Raw genomic sequence first — 17,991 nt, 5'->3', positions numbered from 1 at the left:
CCGAACAAGCCGACCCGGCTCAGGTGCACGCTACCCGCTGTCCACGCCGACCGACCGGACCCTGCGAGCGCGGCTCGACAGCAGGGCGAAGAGAAAGTTCGTGCAAGGGGATTGACGCTGCCTCAATTAGTTTGAATGCTACTTGAACTAATTAGACCGTAGTCGTCACCGACGCCGACGGTGGTCGCCGCCTCCCGAAGAGCAGATCAGGAGCACCGGATGTCCGTACCCCTACGCCGAAGGCGCGTGCTCAGCCTCGCCGCGCCGCTTGCCACCACCCTGATCGCGTCCGCCCTCCTCGGCGGTACGTCCACGCCCGCTGTCGCGGCGTCCCACCGCACGGACGCGGTGGTGGACGGTGATGCGCGGTTCGAAGTGCTGACACCGACGCTGATACGCCTGGAGTACGCAGGGGACGGGAAGTTCCAGGACGCCGACACCTTCAACGTCGTCAACCGCGACCTCCGCACGCCGCCGTTCCGGACCTGGACCACGGGCGGCTACCGGTACATCGCCACGGCGCAGGAGACGCTCGCGTACAAGGAGGGCAGCGGCCCCTTCACGCCGGCCAACACCTCCGTCCAGCTCATGGACGGAGCGAAGAAGGTCGTCGCACATCCGCAGTTCGGGCAGGTGATGCCCGCTTGCGCGATCGGCGCGCTGTGCGAGGCGGAGAACGGTCAACTGGCCGGCGGCGCCGCGGAGGCGAACGATCACACCGGCTATACCGGGACCGGATTCATCGACGGCTACGAGGGTGCCGGAGCCTCCGACACCTACCAGATCACCGGCCTGCCGTCCGCAGGCGACTACACCCTGACCATCCGCTACGCGAACAGCACCGGCGACGACGGGAAGACGACCACCCGCACCCTGTCGGCCCAGGTCGGCGGGACGACGCAGGCGCGCTTCAGCCTTCCGGTGACCAGCAGTTGGGACAGCTGGGCGACCGCGCAGGTGACGCTGCACCTGGCCAAGGGGAACAACACCGTCACCGTCGCCGAAGCGGCGGACGACTCCGGCGAGGTGAACATCGACAGCCTCGCGGTCACCCAGCCCGGCGCGCCGTATCCGAAGCCCGGTCCGGTCCAGCCCTCTCCGGTGCTCGGCGGCTACCGCCGCGGGCTCGACGGCCAGTACGGTCCCGCTCCGCTGTCCCCGGGGGTGCTGTCCACCAACGGGTGGTACCTGCTCGACGACTCGACCACGGCGCTCTTCGACCCCGCGCACAACACCGTCTCCCCGCGCCCGTCCCACGGCGGCAAGCCGTACCAGGACGGCTACTTCTTCGGATACGGCCTCGACTACCAGCAGGCGCTGCGCGACCTGCGCGCGGTCACCGGCCCGGACGTGATGCTTCCCGAGTCGGCGTTCGGCGTGTGGTACTCCCGCTACTACCCCTACACCACCTCCGACTACGAAACGACGCTGCTTCCTCAGTTCCGGGCCAACCAGACGCCGATCGACAACCTCGTCGTGGACACCGACTGGAAAGCGCCGAACCAGTGGGACGGCTGGAACTGGAACACGGCCCTGTTCTCCGACCCCCAGTCCTTCCTCGACTGGGCCCACGGCCAAGGGCTGACGGTGGCGATGAACGTCCACCCCAGCATCAGCACGGCCGACCCGCAGTACGCCGAGGCGCAGGCGATCGCCAAGAACAAGCTCCAGTGCTCGGACGGCACCTGCACCTTCGACTGGTCCGACCCGGACCAGCTCAAGGCGTACTTCGCCCTGCACCAGCCGTTCGAGAAGCAGGGCGTGGACGAGTGGTGGCTGGACTGGTGCTGCGACAGCAGCACGGCCTCGATGCCCGGCATCACCCCGGACTCCTGGATCAACGACCAGTACACCGCTGACGGCAACGCGCGTGGCCAGCGCGGCTACGCCTTCTCCAGGCTCGGCAGCTCGTACACGGCGTCGGGGTACTCGGGGTCGGTGGCGCTGCCGAGCGGCCCGTGGGCCGACCACCGCTACACACTGCAGTTCACCGGCGACACCGGCGCGACGTGGGACATGCTCGCGTTCGAGGCCGAGTTCACCGCTGACGAAGGCGCGGCCATCGGCCAGCCGTACGTCTCCGACGACATCGGCAGCTTCTACACCCAGCACGACCCGGACGACCTGTACGCGCGCTGGGTCCAGCTCGGAGCGTTCCAGCCCGTGCTCCGCCTGCACTCCAACCACGGTGACCGACTGCCGTGGAACTACGGGCCCGCGGCCCAGGCCTCGGCGGAGAAGTTCCTGCGGCTGCGGGAGGCGCTCGTCCCCTATACCTACTCGCTCGCCGAGCAGTCCGTGCAGACCGGCCTTCCCATGGTGCGGGCGATGTACCTCGACTACCCGGGCGAGCCGGACGCCTACCAGCACCCGGACCAGTACCTGTACGGCGACGACGTGCTCGTCGCGCCCGTGACCACACCCGACGACAGCACCGGCCACGCCACCACGACCGTCTGGTTCCCGCCCGGCTCGTCCTGGACCGACTACTTCACCGGCCAGACCTACGCCGGCGGCACCACACAGAACGTCACCACGGGCCTGGACACCATGCCGGTCTTCCTCAAGGCCGGAGCGGTCATGCCGCAGCGGACCGACTACGTCGACGACAACGCGCAGAAGCCCCTCGACCAGGTGACGCTCAGCATCGCGGCGGGCGGCGACGGCTCGTTCAGCCTCTACGAGGACGCCGGACAGGGACACGGCTACCAACACGGCCAGTCCGCCACCACCGAGATCACCACGCGCGCGGAGGGATCCGCGACCACCGTCACCATCGCCCCACGCCACGGCAGTTACCCCGGCGTGGTGACCCACCGCAGCTACACCCTGCGGATCTCCGACAGCACCCGACCCACCACGGTCACCGCCGCCGGTCTGCCCCTGACCACCTGGACGTACGACCCGACCAGCCGCACACTCACCGTCCACCTGCCCACAACCGACACCACCACCGGCACCGACGTCGTGATCGCCTGAGGCACTTCGGCAGGGAGGTGCGGAGACGATCCACGCAGGGGGGTTGACGGGACATCAATTAGTTTGAATCCTACTAGAACTAATTGCACGGGTAGTCGTGAGCCATCAGTGAAGGGCATCAGATGAGAGCAAGCAGAGTCACTCGTCAGTGGTTTCGATCCGCGGCCGTCCTGGGCCTGTCCGGCGCCTGCGTCGTTCTCGGGCTGCAGGGCGGCCCGGCCGTGGCCGCCGGCACCCGGTCACCGTCCAGCGGGGCGCCGGTCACGATCGGCGGCAGATGCCTGGACGCCACCGCGACGGGGAACAGCACTGCCGTCCAGTTGCAGAGCTGCAACGGCTCGGCGGAGCAGGCGTGGACCTGGAACGGCGACGGGACGGTCAGCGTTCTCGGCAAGTGCCTCCGGACAAGCGGCGGTTCGGCGGCCACCGGCACGCCGGTGGAGCTCGCTTCCTGCGACGCCGGGACACCGGGACAGCACTTCGCCCACCTCCCGGACGGAACCATCTACAGCTCCCCCTCGGGCAAGTGCCTCGCGGTGCAGGGAACCGTGGCGAACGGCGCGGGTGTCGGCCTCGCTTCCTGCGACCCCGCGCAGGCGGACCAGGAGTGGACCGCCCCCGGCGCCCGCCCGGCCCCGTACGTGCTGTCCTCCGGTCAGGCGGTGAACTTCGACAACCCGGACGACACGCCTGCTGACGTCTACACGGACAGCAACGGCCAGTTCTACTACCAGTCCTCGCACTCGCTGTACGGTCCGACGGACAGTCGGCAGTGGGACTTCTCCACGGGGTCGAACTTCGACACCGCCAAGACCGCCGCCATCAGCAACGCGGTGAACCCGAAGAACCCCAAAGACAGCAACGCCGACACCACCTGGCGCTGCAACAACAGCCCGACCGGCGTGAGCGCCACCCCCGCACCCGCCCCGTCCGGCTACGCCGAGCGCAACTACTGCGACCTCCTCGGAGTCTGGGTCGACCCCGACTCGGGCGACTGGTACGGGCTGGTGCACAACGAGTTCACCCCCAACCCCTTCGGCGACGGACTCCACTACGACGCCGTCGACTACGCCGTCTCCCACGACCAGGGCCACACCTGGGCCATCGAGGGACACGCGATCACCTCCCCCTACAGCACCGCGCGCGACGACACCACGCAGTTCCCGGGAGCGAGTTACTACTACGGCGACGGCGACCAGCGCCTCTTCGTCGACTACGCCTCCGGGTACTTCTACGTCTTCTACGCGACCCGGGTGCTGGACAAGTCGGGCGGCGGCACGGTCTGGCTGCAGCACGTCGCCCGCGCGCCCATAGCCGACAAGATGGCCGGCTCCTCGTGGCGCAAGTGGTACGACGGCTCCTGGTCGCAGCCGGGCACGGGCGGAAAGGAGAGCGACATCATCCCCGCCGACGGCTCGGGCTCTGGCTACGTCTCCGGCGCGAACGCCTACCAGCCCTCCGCCACCGGGACCGTGGCGAACCAGGTCGCCGCGGGCAGCATGCCCGACAACTCCCAACTCGCCGTCATGAACGTCGCCTGGGACGCCTACCTCGGCAAGTACATCGGCACCCCGCAGAACAACGTCGCGCAGGCCGACGGCACCCTCACGCCGCTGCACTTCTACGAGACGGACAACCTGGCCACCGAGAAGTGGACCGACATGGGTCTGCTGCCCGGGGACCCCAACGCCGCCTGGTACCGATGGATGCTGGACCCGGCGAGCCTCACCCAGTCCACGGTCGTCGGCCGGACCTTCCGCTCCTACTGCGCCTACTACTGCTCCACCTACACAAGTGAGTACAGCGACATCACCGTCGACCCCGCCTCGACCGCCCAACTCCCGGCCGCCCCGGTGGTGGCGGGCCTGACCTACCGCATCACCGCGGACGACGGCCAGAGCCTGGCGCGCGACGGCGGACGCGTCACCAGCACGAGCACGTCCGGCACCGGATCCGCCCTGGACTGGACCTTCCGCCCGACCGGCGACGGCTTCTACACCATCGTGGACACCGCCACCGGCCGCGCACTCGGCGTCAACGGCGGCAACGCGGGCCGAGCCTGGGACTCGGGCGTGACCGAGCAGGCACCCAGCACGGCGACAGACGCCCGCCAGCAGTGGTCGATCCAGACCGTCACCGACGCGTCCGGCCGGGCCTCCGGCGGCTACCGGCTGGTCAGCCGCTACAGCGGCCTCGCACTCAGCCTCACCGACCAGACCGGCCACGAGGCGGCCACCGCTCCCCAGCGTTCGTGGAACAACCCCGGCAGCGCCGAGGACACCCGACCGGTCGACGCCCAGCTGATCAGCTTCACGCGTACCGGCGGCTCCCCCGCCGACACCGTCACGGTCGTCTCCCCGGGCAACCGGACGACCCCGCAGAACGCCGCCGTCCCCCCGCTGCGGATCACCGCCTCCGACTCGGCCCGGGGTCAGACGCTGACCTACACCGCGACCGGCCTGCCCGCCGGCCTCGCGATCGATCCGGCGACCGGAGTGATCAGCGGGACGCCGCACACGAACGGCTCATCCGTCGTCACGGTCACCGTGACCGACGCCCGCGGGGCCGACCAGAGCACCACGTTCACCTGGAACGTCGCGGGAGTCGACCTCGCTCTCGGGCGGCCCACCACCGCGTCGTCGGTCCAGCCCGGCACCAGCGACACCCCGGACCTCGCCACCGACGGCAACCCGACGACCCGGTGGGCCAGCGACTTCAGCGATCCGCAGTGGCTGCAGGTCGACCTCGGGGCCGTCCACAGCATCAACGAGGTCAAGCTGGACTGGGAGGACGCCTACGCATCGGCGTTCACCATCCAGACCTCCGACGACGGCACGAACTGGACCACCATCTACACCACCACCAGCGGCAGCGGGGGCAACCAGGATCTCACCGGCCTGACCGGAAGCGGGCGCTACATCCGCATGTACGGAACACAGCGCGCGACCGGCTACGGCTACTCGCTCTGGGAGTTCCAGGTCTACGGAACCTGAACCCGCCCCGCGCCCTTCCGACCCCCACCCCACTCCGATCCCGATCCCGATCGTCGCCTCACCCCATTGCGATGGGAGACCCCCACATGCACCGTCCGAACCGACCGTCACCGACACTCCGTCAGAACACCGGACGCCGGGCCCGACTCGCCCTGCTGGCCTGCGCAGCGGCAGCGGCGTTCGCCTTCGCGGACGCGGGTCCCGCGTCAGCGGCCGTCACCCCCGGCGGCATGGTCTCCGACAACTGGTCCTTCACCGGGGCGCCCGCGGGCGGCCTGACCAAGCTGGCCTTCCCGATCACCGTGAACAGCCAGCCCGACGCCGCCGGCTACTACTGGGCCCAGCAGTTCTACCTGAAGAACAACCAGGGCGGCTACGTCGGCCTCCAGCCCCGAACCGGCGGCGGAGCGGCCCTGTTCAGCATCTTCGGCAGCGGCACCTCCTCCACCAGCCCGAACTGCCACTCCGGCGCCGACGGCGGCAGCGGCACCAGTTGCCTGATCAGCTACCCCTACACCGTCGGCCACGAGTACGAGCTCGAAGCGACCGTCACCGGCACGAACACGTACACCGGCTACGTCGTCGACGACTCGACGGATGTGTGGACCACCATCGGCAGCTGGACCGTCTCCGGCGGCGGCAACTTCCAGTCCTCCGGCGTCGGCTTCCAGGAGTACTACGACTCCGTCTCCTCCTGCAGCGCCATCCCCTACGGCCAGGCGCACTTCTGGCGGCCGTTCACCAACAGCGGCCAGGGCACCGGCACCATCACCAGCGGAGGCACCTACGGCACCTGCGCGACCGAGGGCAGCTACACACTCGACGGCAGCGGCGGCATCACCATGACCGGGCAGTAGCGGCCGGACGGGCGGCAGCCGGAAGCCGATCCGCGCGACGGGCGGAGACCGGCTGCCGCAACACGGGCCATCGCAGCGGAGAGCCGACGCGAAAGCACCGGCCGACGGCCCCAGTCAGTGGCGATGACTGCGCTTCGGCAATGGCAGAGCGACAACGAAGGTCATCGCCGACCACGTGCCCCAGGGGCCTTGAACAGCAGCGGAAGCGCCGCGTCGAGGTCGACTCCGGAGCCCGACCGAGCGCTCGCGGCCACTCGCACCGCGTCGATGGCGATCGCTGCGGAGTTCGGGCTGTCCTCGACCTCCAGGCGGACCTCCATGGAGAACGGCATGCCGAGGTAACCGGATCCCTCGATTCTGATGTAGCCGACCTTGCGGTCCCCGAGCTGTGCGATGTGGTCGCTCGGACCCAGCGACATCGCGGTTTCCGACGAGACCAACTCGCGCAGCGCGGTGGATTTCGTCAGGCGCTTCGCCGCGGAACGGCCGGTGTCCCGGAGGTTGAGAAAGTCCGTGTTCCCGCCGATGTTCAGCTGGTAAGTGGAATTCACCGTGACGCCCTGCCGGCGCAGCACACCCAGTAGCGCCTGGTGGACCGTGGTCGATCCGATATGGCTCTTCATGTCGTCGCCCAGCAGGATCGCGCTCCGGCCTCGGAACCGCTCCTGCCAAGAGCTGGACCGGCCCAGCGTGGCCGGCGTGCAGTTGACCAGGGAGCAGCCCGCCTCCGCCGCGGCCTCCGCGTAGAGCTCCGCCGCGCCCTGCGCGCCGGTGGGGAGATAGATGACGAGAATCTCGACGGCGCACTCCCGCAGCTCGGCCACGACGTCCTTCACCGTCACCCGGCGGGCCAGGTCGTGGACCTGGACGATGTCGGCCAGCGGGCCCGTGACCCCGTCCGCCAGCGGGCCGGCGCTGACAGTGGTCGACTTGACGGGCACCTCGACGTAGCAGGTCGTGCAGTTCGGCTCGACGAAGATCGCCTTCTCCAGCGGCAGTCCGATCTTTCTCGCGTCGACGTCGAACGCAGCGGTGACATGAATGTCGCGCACCGGAACGGATTCGAGGCCGGGAACCAGATCGGTGTGAGCGATTGTGCCGGCCGACACGCCGTGCAACGCCTGAACCAGGGCGGAGCTGCAGTTCCCGACGCCGACTATGCCGATGTTTGGCATGCGTACATTCCTTCCCCCGAAGGCAATTTGACGGTACATCAGTAGATCTGAGCGGTGCGGGCCGCGCAAGACTCCACGCAGTTCATTCAGCCGCCAGGAGGTGCATCACGAAGTTGGCCACCGTGGTCGGCGAGATCGCCGTAATGGCCGACGCGTCCGCCCAGATCGGGTCAGTGAGTCGATCACGATCCGCATCACGATCGCACGCGGCGAGCATCCGGGAGAACCACGTGGTGATCGCGTGATGCCTCGGTGATCCGGTGGACCACTTCGCGTACGAGTGGCGACCGTAGATGCTGACGACATCCGGGCCACGGCCGTCCCCCGCAGTCGAGAGCGCCGCCAGGTGCGTCAAGCCGGTGTCGTTTCCGATCACGATTCGGGCGGACGCGAACAGATCGACGCAGTCCACGGCGTCGAGACCGCCTCGCAACTCGATCGGCAGTCCGTCGAGGTCGCCGCCTGGGAGCTGAACGTCCGGAGCGGTGACCACGGTGAAATGCAGGGCCGGACCGATGCGGTCGAGGAGGAGCCGCGCCACCGACGCATACTGCGCGATCCCGTAGTCCTTCCGCTCGGGCATGCTCGAGGTCATCACGAATACGACGTGTCCGTCGTCGCGCTGGGCGCTCGGTGCCATGAAGCGGGGCAACGGATCAGCGTCGCACGGGAGCCGACGGGCCAGACGCCCTTCCATGTCGAGGTAGTAGCGCATCGGCATGGCCGTGTGCACCTCCACGAGGCCGTCGTCGCGCAGGTCGAGAAGGGCTTGACTGCCCTCGGGCCTGGGGGCGACCTCTACCGGGTTCGCCCCCTGCCGTTCAAAGACGTGTGCGCCCTCCCGGAACGTCGGTACGACCGGAAGAGAGCACCGCTCGATGAGCTCGGGACGCGGACCGAAGTAACGAACCTCGCACGACCGGTCGGCGTCGACATCCAACAGTGCCCGGACCGCGCCGAGTCCGAGGAGCATGTCCCCGAGCCACTTCTGCTTCAGGTTGACGCGCCACCCCTGCGAGACGGACAGGTCGCCGTGGCACGCCGGCGGCGCTTCACCGCACGCGCGCCGGTATTCGAGCATCCGCCCGATCGGCGCGCGCTCACGAGTGACGAGGAATCGGCCGGCCCGGTGGATTCCGGTTCCGTCGAGCTGCCAGGGATCCCGCAGATCTATGTCGTCTTGCACGGTCCGTCCTGCTCCTTCGGAGAGTTGAGGTGATCACGGGTGTCCGACGCGGGCACCTGCCCCGCCCGCTCAACCGCCGCCGGAGGTGTAGTGCCGGAGCTGACCGAACCAGAACCGGTAGGCCGCCAGGAACAGCAGCAGGCCGACGGCAGGCGCGGCCACCGCAAGCCAAGGCGGTATCCACAGTTCACCGGTGCGGTCCAGCAGCACGGTGGTCGGGAAGTAGCTGGCGAACGCGAGCGGGAAGGCACACGTCATGCCCCACCGGGCGACCGGGCCGAAGATCTTGATCGGGTAGTTCCCGATGGTGTTGAACGCGTTGTCAACGGCGAGCTTCAGCGAGAGCGTGGACAACATCCGGAACGCCAGCGCGGAGCTGGCGAGTTGGAACGACAGCTCCACCAGGGCGCCGCCCGCGAGCGCGAACGGCAGCAGCAGGACCAGCAGCGGCGACCAGCGCACCGGCGCCAGGACCAACCCGGCGGTCAGCGTCGCCACGCCGCCGACCAGGTCCGCAACCGTGGTGATGGACGGCCGGGTCGTGATGACCTGCACCAGCGGGTTGACCGGGCGGGTGAGGAAGCAGTCGAATTCGGCCCGCTGCACCAGCCGGTCCATGTACATCAGGGGCGAGCAGGGCATCGTCCACAGCGCGTGCGAGGTCAGCCGCATCCCGTACAACAGCACGATCTCCGGCAGCGTCCAGCCGCCGATGGTGGCGAACCGGGACATGACGGTTCCGATGAACGCCAGTCCCATGCCCTGCAACGCCAGCCCGCCGAGCACGCCGAGCACGAAGTTCGCCCGGTACTGCAAGGTGGTGCGCAGCCCGGCGCGGGCCAGCACGGCCCAGATACGCAGCCCGCGCGGCACGCCACTACCCACCCTGCACCACCACCCGATGTACGGCCCGGGACCAGACCAACCGGGTCGCCAGCCACAGCACCACCACCCAGCCGGCCTCCAGCGCGACACCGGACAGCGCCCCGGTACCGGTCAGCGTGCCCAGGTAGATCGCGGTCGGCGTGTAGGTCACGGCTTGGAACGGCAGGACCTGACTGACCAGCCGCAGCGTGCCGGGCATGAACCACAGCGGCACCAACGCGCCGGACAGGAACTGGGACACCATCCGGTAGATGAGGAAGATTCCGCCGATCTCCGTTGACCAGAATGTGGACAGGCCCAACAACAACGACACTAAGGTCGTGATCCCGTACGCCAGCACCAGGCCGACAAGGTAACCGACGGCACTGGCGGTTGAGGCCGGCGGCGCCATTCCGGCCAGCAACACCGCGAACGGCAGCGCCAGCACCGCGAACGGCAGCATCGCGCCCGTGCGCCCGATCTGCCTGGCGATGATCTGACCGAGGAAGCCGACCGGGCGGGCCAGGTCGGTCGCGACCAGACCGTCTCGCACCCGGTCCGGGATCAGCGAGAACTGCCACGGGTTGAACAGCCATGACTGCACGTTGGCCAGCGTCACGTAGGCCAGCATCAGCGACAGCGGCGCACCGGCGACCTCGGTGTGATGTCCGTACACGGTGGACCACACCACGCGCAGCACGAATATCTGGGTCAGCAGCCCGATCAGCTGGTTCAGGTAGTCAGCCCGGTAGGCCAACACGGTGCGTGCCTGCATCCGCGCCAGCCCTCGGTAGCCGGCCGGCGAGGCCATCAGGCGCTCCGATCCGCATAGATGCGCGCCACCACACCCTCCAGATCGGGCTCCACGATGGACAGGTCGGTCACCCGGTGCTGCGCCAACACCCTGGTGATCAGCTCGGTCGCGGGGAGCTTGTCCGGGTCGAACCTCAGCGTCACCGAACCGTCGGTGGTGGCGATCTGCTCCGCGCCCGGTACCTGCATCCGGTGTGCGGCGCCGGGCCCGGCGCCGTCGGCGAGCTGAACGACCAGGTCCCGGTAGGGCGCGTGACGGGACTTCAGATGTGCCACGTCCCCGTCGTAGAGCAACCGGCCGTGGTCGATGAGCACGATCCGGTTGCACAGCAATTCCACGTCATCGAGGTCGTGCGTGGTCAGGATGACCGTGGTGCCGGCGGTGCGGTTCAGGTCGGCGACGAACTCTCGGATCCGTTTCTTGGCGACCACGTCCAGGCCGATGGTCGGTTCGTCCAGGTACAGGATCCGCGGCTCGTACAGCATGGCCGCGACGAGGTCGCCGCGCATCCGCTGACCGAGCGACAACTGCCGCACCGGCGTGTCCACGAACTCGTCCAGGCCGAGTAACTCGGAGAAGCGTTCCAGGTTCTGCCGGTACCGGCGTTCGGGTACCTCATAGATGGTGCCGATCAGGCGCAACGAGTCGATCAGCGGCAGGTCCCACCACAGTCCGGTGCGTTGCCCGAACACCACACCGATCTGCCGGGCGTTGCGCTCCCGCTCTCGCCACGGCACGACGCCGCCGACCTCCACCACACCCGAGGTTGGTACCAGGATGCCGGTGAGCATTTTGATGGTGGTGGATTTGCCGGCGCCGTTAGGCCCCAGGTACCCGACCAGTTCACCGGGCTCGATCGTGAAGTCGATCTCGTCAACGGCCCGGGTCACCGTGCGCTCCCGGCTGAACAGGGTGCGCACCGCCCCGAATCGGCCTGGCACGCGGGTTGTTCGAGAGAACTCCTTAACCAACCTCTCGACCCGAATTATCGGCACGTGCCCGACCATGGCACATCGTGCCATCCGGTAGCAAGACTGTTGCCAGCAAGACGATCAGAGAACGCACGTAATACCGGAGCGCTCGGGGGGACTGTGGAAGGACGAACAGATGGGACGTCGACCGGTCAATTCAGGCCGATACCCTCGTCGCGGGCTCTGTTGATCCAGTTCGACGCACACGACCGGAATCCGGCGGCTTCTCCCGACGGGGACAATGTGATCGCGCAGACCGCTCGCCGCCTGTTCCACCACCATGAGGAGCAATGGACGGCGGAGGACGAGTCCAGGTTGTGCGCCACCGACGACACAAAGCTCGCCGGGATCAAACGGACGATCGACCGGATGAACCTCGAGCGCAGTCACTTCATCGATGTGATCGACGCCTGGGTTGGTGATCACGTACCCCAGGAGCCCGCTGCGGCACTGCACACCGAGACGCTGGGATCGGTGGTCGATCGCATCTGCATCGCACGGGTCAGGGCGGACAAACTGAGTGGTCTGGCCGGGCAGGCGGCACGGGCCGTAGCGGCGCGTCGGCAGCTGGGCGAACTCGCTGATGCTTACGACCAGTTGGTGGCCGAGGTGATCGCGGGCGCACGCCGCTTACCGGCTTGGCGGACGATGAAATCCTACGGCGAGTGAGCGCGTGATCCCCCGGCAGACCCAGGACTACCAGGTCCACGACGCAGCACTCGGGCTGCTGGAGCGCGGCCAGGTGACCGTGCGCGACATGCTGGCACGGCAGCCCTGGCCCGCCGACGGCCCCGACTACCTGGCTACGACGTGCACACCGTGCACCTCCTCCAACCCGGCCCCACGCCGTCCGGCGGCGCCGGGAACGCGACGAGCCCCCTGGACGCGACCTCATGACGACCGCGGTCGTGATCGGCGGCGGGCCCAACGGGCTCGCCGCCGCGGCCCTGTTAGCCAAGGCCGGATTGCGGGTCACCCCGCTCGAAGCCGCCGCGGAGACCGGCGGCGGAACCCGCAGCGGCGAAGCCATCCTGCCCGGCCTGCTGCACGACCACTGCTCGGCCATCCACCCCATGGCCGTCACCTCACCCGCGCTGCGCGCACTGGACCTCGAACGCCACGGCCTGCGCTGGCTACTGCCCGAGGTCGACTGCGTCCATCCGCTGGACGACGGCACGGCCGGCGTCCTGCTGCGCTCCGTCGCCGCGACCGCGCGCGGCCTCGGCACCGACGGCAGCCGCTACCGAGCGCTGCTCGAACCGTCCGTGCGCCGCTGGGACGCCCTCGCCGCAGACGTCATGGGCCCACTGCTGCGCATCCCCCGCCACCCGCTGCTGCTCGCCCGCTTCGGGCTGCCGACCCTCGCACCGGCCGAGGCCCTGGCGCGCCTCTTCCGGACCCCGCAGGCGCAAGCCCTGTGGGCCGGCGTCGCGGCCCACGCGTTCCGCCCACTGTCCGACCCGCTCAGTTCGGCGATCGGGCTCGGCATCCTCACCGCCGGCCACGCCGCCGGCTGGGCCGTCGCCGAAGGCGGATCCGGTGCCATCGCCCGCAGCCTGGAGCACGTGCTGCGCGCCCACGGCGGCGTGATCCACACCGGCGTGCGGGTGACCGACCACACACAGATCCCGCCCGCTGACGTGACCCTCCTGGATCTCGACCCCGGTCAGGTCGCAGCCCTCTACGGAGACCGGCTTCCGGCGCGGGTGCGGGCCGCCTACCGGCGGTTCCGCCGTGGCCCTGGCGCCTACAAGGTCGACCTGGCGGTCGAGGGCGGCGTGCCCTGGACGAACCGGCTAGCCCGCCGGGCCGGCACCGTGCACCTGGGCGGCACGCTCGCCGAAGTCGCCCACGCGGAACGCGAGGTGGCCACCGGACGGATGCCCGAGCGCCCCTTCGTCCTCGTCGGCCAGCAGTACCTCGCAGACCGCTCGCGGTCAGTCGGAGAGGTCCACCCGGTGTGGACGTACGCCCACGTCCCGCACGGGTACGACGGGGACGCCACCGAGGCGGTGCTCGGGCAGTTGGAGCGGTTCGCCCCGGGCGTACGGGACCGGATTCTTGGCATGCGCGTCACCCGGCCCGCCGATTTCGCGTCCGCCAACCCCAACTTCGCCGGCGGCGACATCCTCACCGGCGCCAAGACACCCCTACGGCTCCTACTCGGCCCCCGCCCGGCACTCGACCCGTACGCCACCGGCATACCCGGCGTCTTCCTCTGCTCGGCCGCCACCCCGCCCGGCCCCGGCGCCCACGGCATGTGCGGCGCCGGCGCAGCAGCCTCCGCCCTGCGCCACCTCGGCTTCCACGGCGGCAGGAAGGGCCAGGACCCGGTGGTGCCGACAACTCACCCGCGCGGGCGCGGTGTCTTCGAGGCTGCCAAGAGGGCCTTCTGGTAGTGACGTTCCAGCAAGCCGCGGATCTTTTCCTGTCCCACACACGGTCCGGCGCAGGGGCGCCTGCCCTGCACCGTTGGAGGCAAATCGACAAGGGCGCATATGGGTTGCGTCAAGCGCGCGGATTCTGCGTGCATCCCATGGCTTCAACGCGTAACGTCCAAACGTTGGCATGTTTCGGGCAAGTTAACCGGTTGCCCGCTATCGGCCGTCGACCTGGGGGTTCGTCATGACGCCTGTACCTCTGTGCACATCACCGTCCACGCTCGCCGGTCCGCCGCCCGAGCCGACGGCCGTCGAGGCCGAGCAGCTGGTGCGGCAGCTCGCGGCCGAGGACCACCTGTCGCCCGGTGCCGCGGAGCAGCGCATCCGGGAGATCAAGGACGAGGTGGCGACCACGGGTACCTATCGGCAGAGCGCGGAGGAGCTCGCGCTCGGCGCACGGATCGCCTGGAGGAACAACCCGCAGTGCGTCGGCAAGTTCTACTGGAAGGCGCTGGAGACCAGGGACTGTCGCGGGGTCGGCGCCGGTGGCGCCGATGAGGCCGCGCTGTTCGAGGCTCTGGTGGAGCATCTGCGTTTGGCCTGGAACGGCGGCAAGGTCCGGCTGCTGTTGAGCGTCTTCGCTCCCAGCAGCCCCGACCGGCCCGGGCCCCGGGTCTGGAACGGCCAGCTCATCCGCTACGCCGGCTACCGGCAGCACGACGGCTCCGTGGTCGGAGACCCCGAGACGACCGAGCTCACCGAGGCGGTGCTGCGACTGGGCTGGCGCGGGAAGGGCACCGAGTACGACGTGCTGCCGCTGGTCGTCCAACGGCCGGGACACGAGCCGCGGTGGTTCGACCTGCCCTCGGACGCGGTTCCCGAGGTGCGCATCAGTCACCCCGACTATCCGTGGTTCGAGCGGCTGGGCCTGCGCTGGCACGCCTTCCCGACGATCTCCAACCAGGTACTGGAACTCGGCGGTCTGCACTACACGCTGGCGCCGTTCAGCGCCTGGTACACCTGCACCGAGATCGGCGCCCGCAACCTCTCCGACACCAACCGCTACGACAAACTGCCCTTGGTCGCCCAGGGGATGGGCCTGGACACCGGCCGCGACCGCACCCTGTGGCGCGATCGGGCGCTGCTGGAGCTGACCGCGGCCGTCCTGCACTCCTACGACCGCGCCGGAGTGTCGATCATCGACCACCACTTCGCCACCAAGCAGTTCGTGCGGCACGAGGAACGCGAGCACAAGAGCGGCCGCACCTGTCCGGCCGACTGGTCCGCGATCGTGCCCGCCACCAGCGGCTCGACCACCCCGGTGTGGCAGCGCCGCTACGAGCCGACCCGGGTGCGCCCCAACTTCTCCCCCAGCCCGACTCCCTGGCACTGCGGCGACACTCAGGGGTGAGCGCGCGGATGCCGCTCTCCTTGTTCGCGGTGCCGTTCGGAGCGGCGCTCAACCTGGGCGGCAGCGGCGTCTACGCGGTGCGGACGCTCCGCGGATCGGTCCGGCCCAACGCCGTGACCTGGCTGCTGTGGGCGGTGGCACCGGGCGTGGCGTTCGCGGCCCAGATCGCCCGCCACGCCGGCCTCGCCGCCGTCACCACACTCAGCGTGGGGCTCGGCCCCCTGATCGTCTTCCTGTGCGCGCTCAGCCGCCCGGGGTTCCGCGCGGTGCACCCCAGCCGCGCCGAACTGTGCTGCGCTGCGCTGTCCGTGGCTGCGCTGGTCGGTTGGTGGATCAGCGCGGACCCGGCGGCCGCGCTCGCCCTGAGCATCCTGGCCGACGGCTGCGCAGCGGTCCCCACGATCGTGAAGTGCCACCGCCAGCCGGCCAGCGAGGACCGGACCGTCTACGCGCTCATGGGCGTCAGTGCAGCACTGACCCTGGCCACGCTGCCCGCGTGGACGTTCCCGGCTGCGGGCTTCTCCTGCTACCTGCTCACGCTCTGCGGCACCCTGCTGATCCTGCTGCGCCGCCGGGACCGGCCGGGACCGGCGACCGAGGTCGCGCTGCCGCCCTGACCGAACGTCAGGCACGGGAGGCACGTGAGGCCGGGCTGTCGGCGCCGCCGTTCACGCATGTACGTCGCGAGCCGCGAGAGTGCCCAACGAGCCCTCCGCGCGGACGAGTTGCCAGTCGCGCGGGCGTGACCGCCCCTCCGGACCCGCGTCGCGGGTCCGGAGCCTGTCCCCGACGCGGTTCCACTCGGGACCCAGGTCGGCCCCGACGCGATGCGGCAAGGTGGAGCGGACGATCTCCCACCGGCCCGCACGCACCCGCCCGACCGACACCTCGCAGTCCAGCAGAGCCGCCGCCTGCGCGCGGCGATCGCAGCCGCGCACCTGGTCGACGAGCGGGACCAGCTGCGTCGGGAACGGTGCTGACCGGTCCCTGGCGTAGCAGAACCACGAGCCGGCGCGGACAAGCAGCCCTGTACACCCGTCCTGCGGATCCTCAAGCAGGGCTGCCGCCGGGTGAACGGGTGGGCTTCCGATGCGTTCCCAGTTCTCCAGGTAGGCCTCGTGCAGGCCCTCCTCCACCAGGACGCCCTCCTCCCAGCGCAGGGTGCCGGTGTCCGGGAGCGGAGCCGCGGGGTGCAGGTCGATCAGGCGCACCCAGCTGAACGCTTCGCCATGCTGGTGCAGCGTGCCGGCGAAGGCCTTCTGGCCGCACAGGGCAAGCAGTTGGGGGCGGTCCAGGTCCGCCAGCCGCGACGTTCCGATGGTCGGTTCGAGTCCGGCGGGCCGGCGCAGATCGCCGAAGAGGGACGGGCCCTGCACCCAGGTGACGCTGCTGGCACGGTCCGTCGAGCCGTCTGCCTCGCGCACGAATGTACGGCGCCAGACTCCGCCCAGATCCGCGAGCGCGACATCGGCCCTGACCATCTGTCCTCCTCATCCGGCGCAAAGCCGATCCGATCGCGCCCTCGCTGGGCGCCATCACCCGATCATCCTGCGGCGTTGCAACCGCTCCGGCGAGCACCCCGGCGCAGGCGGACGTCCCCGCGCACGGACGGGAGCGCGGGATCGCCGTCACCTGCGAAGTGGCTACAGCGTGACTGACAGGTCCCCCTGTCCGTCCGGTCCTGACGGGCTCGTGACGTGATTCCGGACCATCGTTACGCGCCCTTGACGCTAGCGCGGCCTGCCCCAGGGCTGACCAACCGTCAGGACCGCCGAGCAGGACGGGCGGAAGAGCCGGCACCATGGCCGTCTTCACGCTGGCCGCGCCGCCGGAAGTCGTTGGGGCACTGGACGCGGGCGGAGCGCTGGTCGCAGGTGGAGCGCTGGCACATCATCCAGGGAGCCAACCCGCCACCGTGCACTGCTATTTGACTGCGATGTAGTGCTCGGCGCACAGCCCCGCGGCCAGCGATGGGAGGCGCTGGACGGTGAGCAGGTGGCGGAGCTGACCGGCCGTGGTTGCCGCGTCGCCGATGCGGGACCGAAGAACCCATTCCTCCAGCAGCTGTAGACCACGTCCCAGACGCCGGGGTTGCGGTGCAGGTACTCGACTGCGTCGGCGTGGACGAACGTGAGGTTGCCCTGGTCGGCGAAGCGCTCCTTGGCGCGGCGTAGTTGCGGCGCGGAGCTGTCGAGCGCGGTGACGTGGGCGTGGTGGTCGCGTGCGAGGTGGGCGGCGGCCTGGCTGGCACCGCATCCGAGATCCGGGACTGTCATGAAGTTTGTGGGTTTGGCCTGGTGTGACCCGATGGGCATGGACCGGGGTCCGTGCTGGGAAGGATCACGATGGGCACCACGAAC

At 69.5% G+C, this 17,991-nt stretch carries 14 protein-coding genes and 1 pseudogene; 8 read left to right on the top strand and 7 right to left on the bottom strand.

Annotation, left to right across the window (positions count from 1 at the left end):
- The first annotated feature begins 219 nt into the window (after positions 1–219).
- The 3 genes from ABH940_RS21165 to ABH940_RS21155 all read left to right on the top strand — a co-directional run bounded on the left by ABH940_RS21165 (position 220) and on the right by ABH940_RS21155 (position 6,829).
- Positions 220–2,979, top strand: a complete 2,760-nt coding sequence (locus ABH940_RS21165; protein ID WP_370105953.1) for a TIM-barrel domain-containing protein — start codon at positions 220–222, stop codon at positions 2,977–2,979.
- Positions 2,980–3,101: 122 nt separating this feature from the next.
- The gene (locus ABH940_RS21160) at positions 3,102–5,972 is read left to right on the top strand and encodes a discoidin domain-containing protein (RefSeq protein ID WP_370105952.1); all 2,871 of its coding nucleotides are present in this window, start codon (positions 3,102–3,104) and stop codon (positions 5,970–5,972) included.
- Between the two features lie 86 nt (positions 5,973–6,058).
- Complete coding sequence (locus tag ABH940_RS21155; protein WP_370061996.1) at positions 6,059–6,829, top strand: DUF3472 domain-containing protein; 771 nt, start codon at positions 6,059–6,061, stop codon at positions 6,827–6,829.
- A gap of 161 nt (positions 6,830–6,990) precedes the next feature.
- Here ABH940_RS21155 and ABH940_RS21150 read toward each other — a convergent pair whose 3' ends face one another.
- The 5 genes from ABH940_RS21150 to ABH940_RS21130 form a co-directional block, all read right to left on the bottom strand.
- Positions 6,991–8,073, bottom strand: coding sequence for an inositol-3-phosphate synthase (locus ABH940_RS21150; protein WP_370061994.1), 1,083 nt, complete (start codon positions 8,071–8,073; stop codon positions 6,991–6,993).
- A 13-nt stretch (positions 8,074–8,086) separates the two neighbouring features.
- Positions 8,087–9,085 (bottom strand): glycosyltransferase family 9 protein, encoded by a 999-nt coding sequence (locus tag ABH940_RS21145; RefSeq protein WP_370061992.1) that lies wholly within the window; start codon positions 9,083–9,085, stop codon positions 8,087–8,089.
- 174 nt (positions 9,086–9,259) lie between these two features.
- Entirely contained in the window at positions 9,260–10,075 is an 816-nt protein-coding gene (locus ABH940_RS21140) for an ABC transporter permease (RefSeq protein WP_370105951.1), read from the bottom strand.
- Positions 10,068–10,865 (bottom strand): ABC transporter permease, encoded by a 798-nt coding sequence (locus tag ABH940_RS21135; protein ID WP_370105950.1) that lies wholly within the window; start codon positions 10,863–10,865, stop codon positions 10,068–10,070. Before ABH940_RS21135 ends, ABH940_RS21140 begins: the two co-directional genes overlap by 8 nt.
- The gene (locus ABH940_RS21130; protein WP_370105997.1) at positions 10,865–11,863 is read right to left on the bottom strand and encodes an ATP-binding cassette domain-containing protein; all 999 of its coding nucleotides are present in this window, start codon (positions 11,861–11,863) and stop codon (positions 10,865–10,867) included. Before ABH940_RS21130 ends, ABH940_RS21135 begins: the two co-directional genes overlap by 1 nt.
- A 162-nt stretch (positions 11,864–12,025) precedes the next feature.
- Here ABH940_RS21130 and ABH940_RS21125 point away from each other — a divergent pair, with 162 nt between their 5' ends.
- From ABH940_RS21125 to ABH940_RS21105, 5 genes and pseudogenes are all read left to right on the top strand, one after another.
- Positions 12,026–12,508, top strand: a complete 483-nt coding sequence (locus tag ABH940_RS21125; protein ID WP_370105949.1) for a DUF4254 domain-containing protein — start codon at positions 12,026–12,028, stop codon at positions 12,506–12,508.
- A gap of 4 nt (positions 12,509–12,512) precedes the next feature.
- Positions 12,513–12,620: pseudogene (locus ABH940_RS21120) on the top strand (DUF3556 domain-containing protein); the annotation flags it as partial.
- Positions 12,621–12,732: 112 nt separating this feature from the next.
- Positions 12,733–14,238, top strand: coding sequence for a phytoene desaturase family protein (locus tag ABH940_RS21115; protein ID WP_370105948.1), 1,506 nt, complete (start codon positions 12,733–12,735; stop codon positions 14,236–14,238).
- A 226-nt stretch (positions 14,239–14,464) separates the two neighbouring features.
- Positions 14,465–15,631, top strand: a complete 1,167-nt coding sequence (locus ABH940_RS21110) for a nitric oxide synthase oxygenase (protein ID WP_370105947.1) — start codon at positions 14,465–14,467, stop codon at positions 15,629–15,631.
- Positions 15,632–15,639: 8 nt separating this feature from the next.
- Complete coding sequence (locus ABH940_RS21105) at positions 15,640–16,248, top strand: hypothetical protein (RefSeq protein ID WP_370061976.1); 609 nt, start codon at positions 15,640–15,642, stop codon at positions 16,246–16,248.
- Positions 16,249–16,299: 51 nt separating this feature from the next.
- Here ABH940_RS21105 and ABH940_RS21100 read toward each other — a convergent pair whose 3' ends face one another.
- Together ABH940_RS21100 and ABH940_RS21095 are read right to left on the bottom strand one after the other, a co-directional pair.
- The gene (locus tag ABH940_RS21100) at positions 16,300–17,112 is read right to left on the bottom strand and encodes a hypothetical protein (protein ID WP_370061974.1); all 813 of its coding nucleotides are present in this window, start codon (positions 17,110–17,112) and stop codon (positions 16,300–16,302) included.
- Positions 17,113–17,442: 330 nt separating this feature from the next.
- On the bottom strand, positions 17,443–17,907 hold the full coding sequence (locus ABH940_RS21095; protein WP_370061972.1) for a methyltransferase domain-containing protein: 465 nt from the start codon (positions 17,905–17,907) through the stop codon (positions 17,443–17,445).
- Between the last annotated feature and the right edge of the window lie 84 nt (positions 17,908–17,991).

Origin of the sequence: Streptacidiphilus sp. BW17, assembly GCF_041262485.1 — a bacterium.
Lineage (GTDB): Bacteria > Actinomycetota > Actinomycetes > Streptomycetales > Streptomycetaceae > Streptacidiphilus.
Note: the sequence above shows the minus strand (reverse complement) of the source record. Positions and strands in the feature narration are given on the sequence as shown.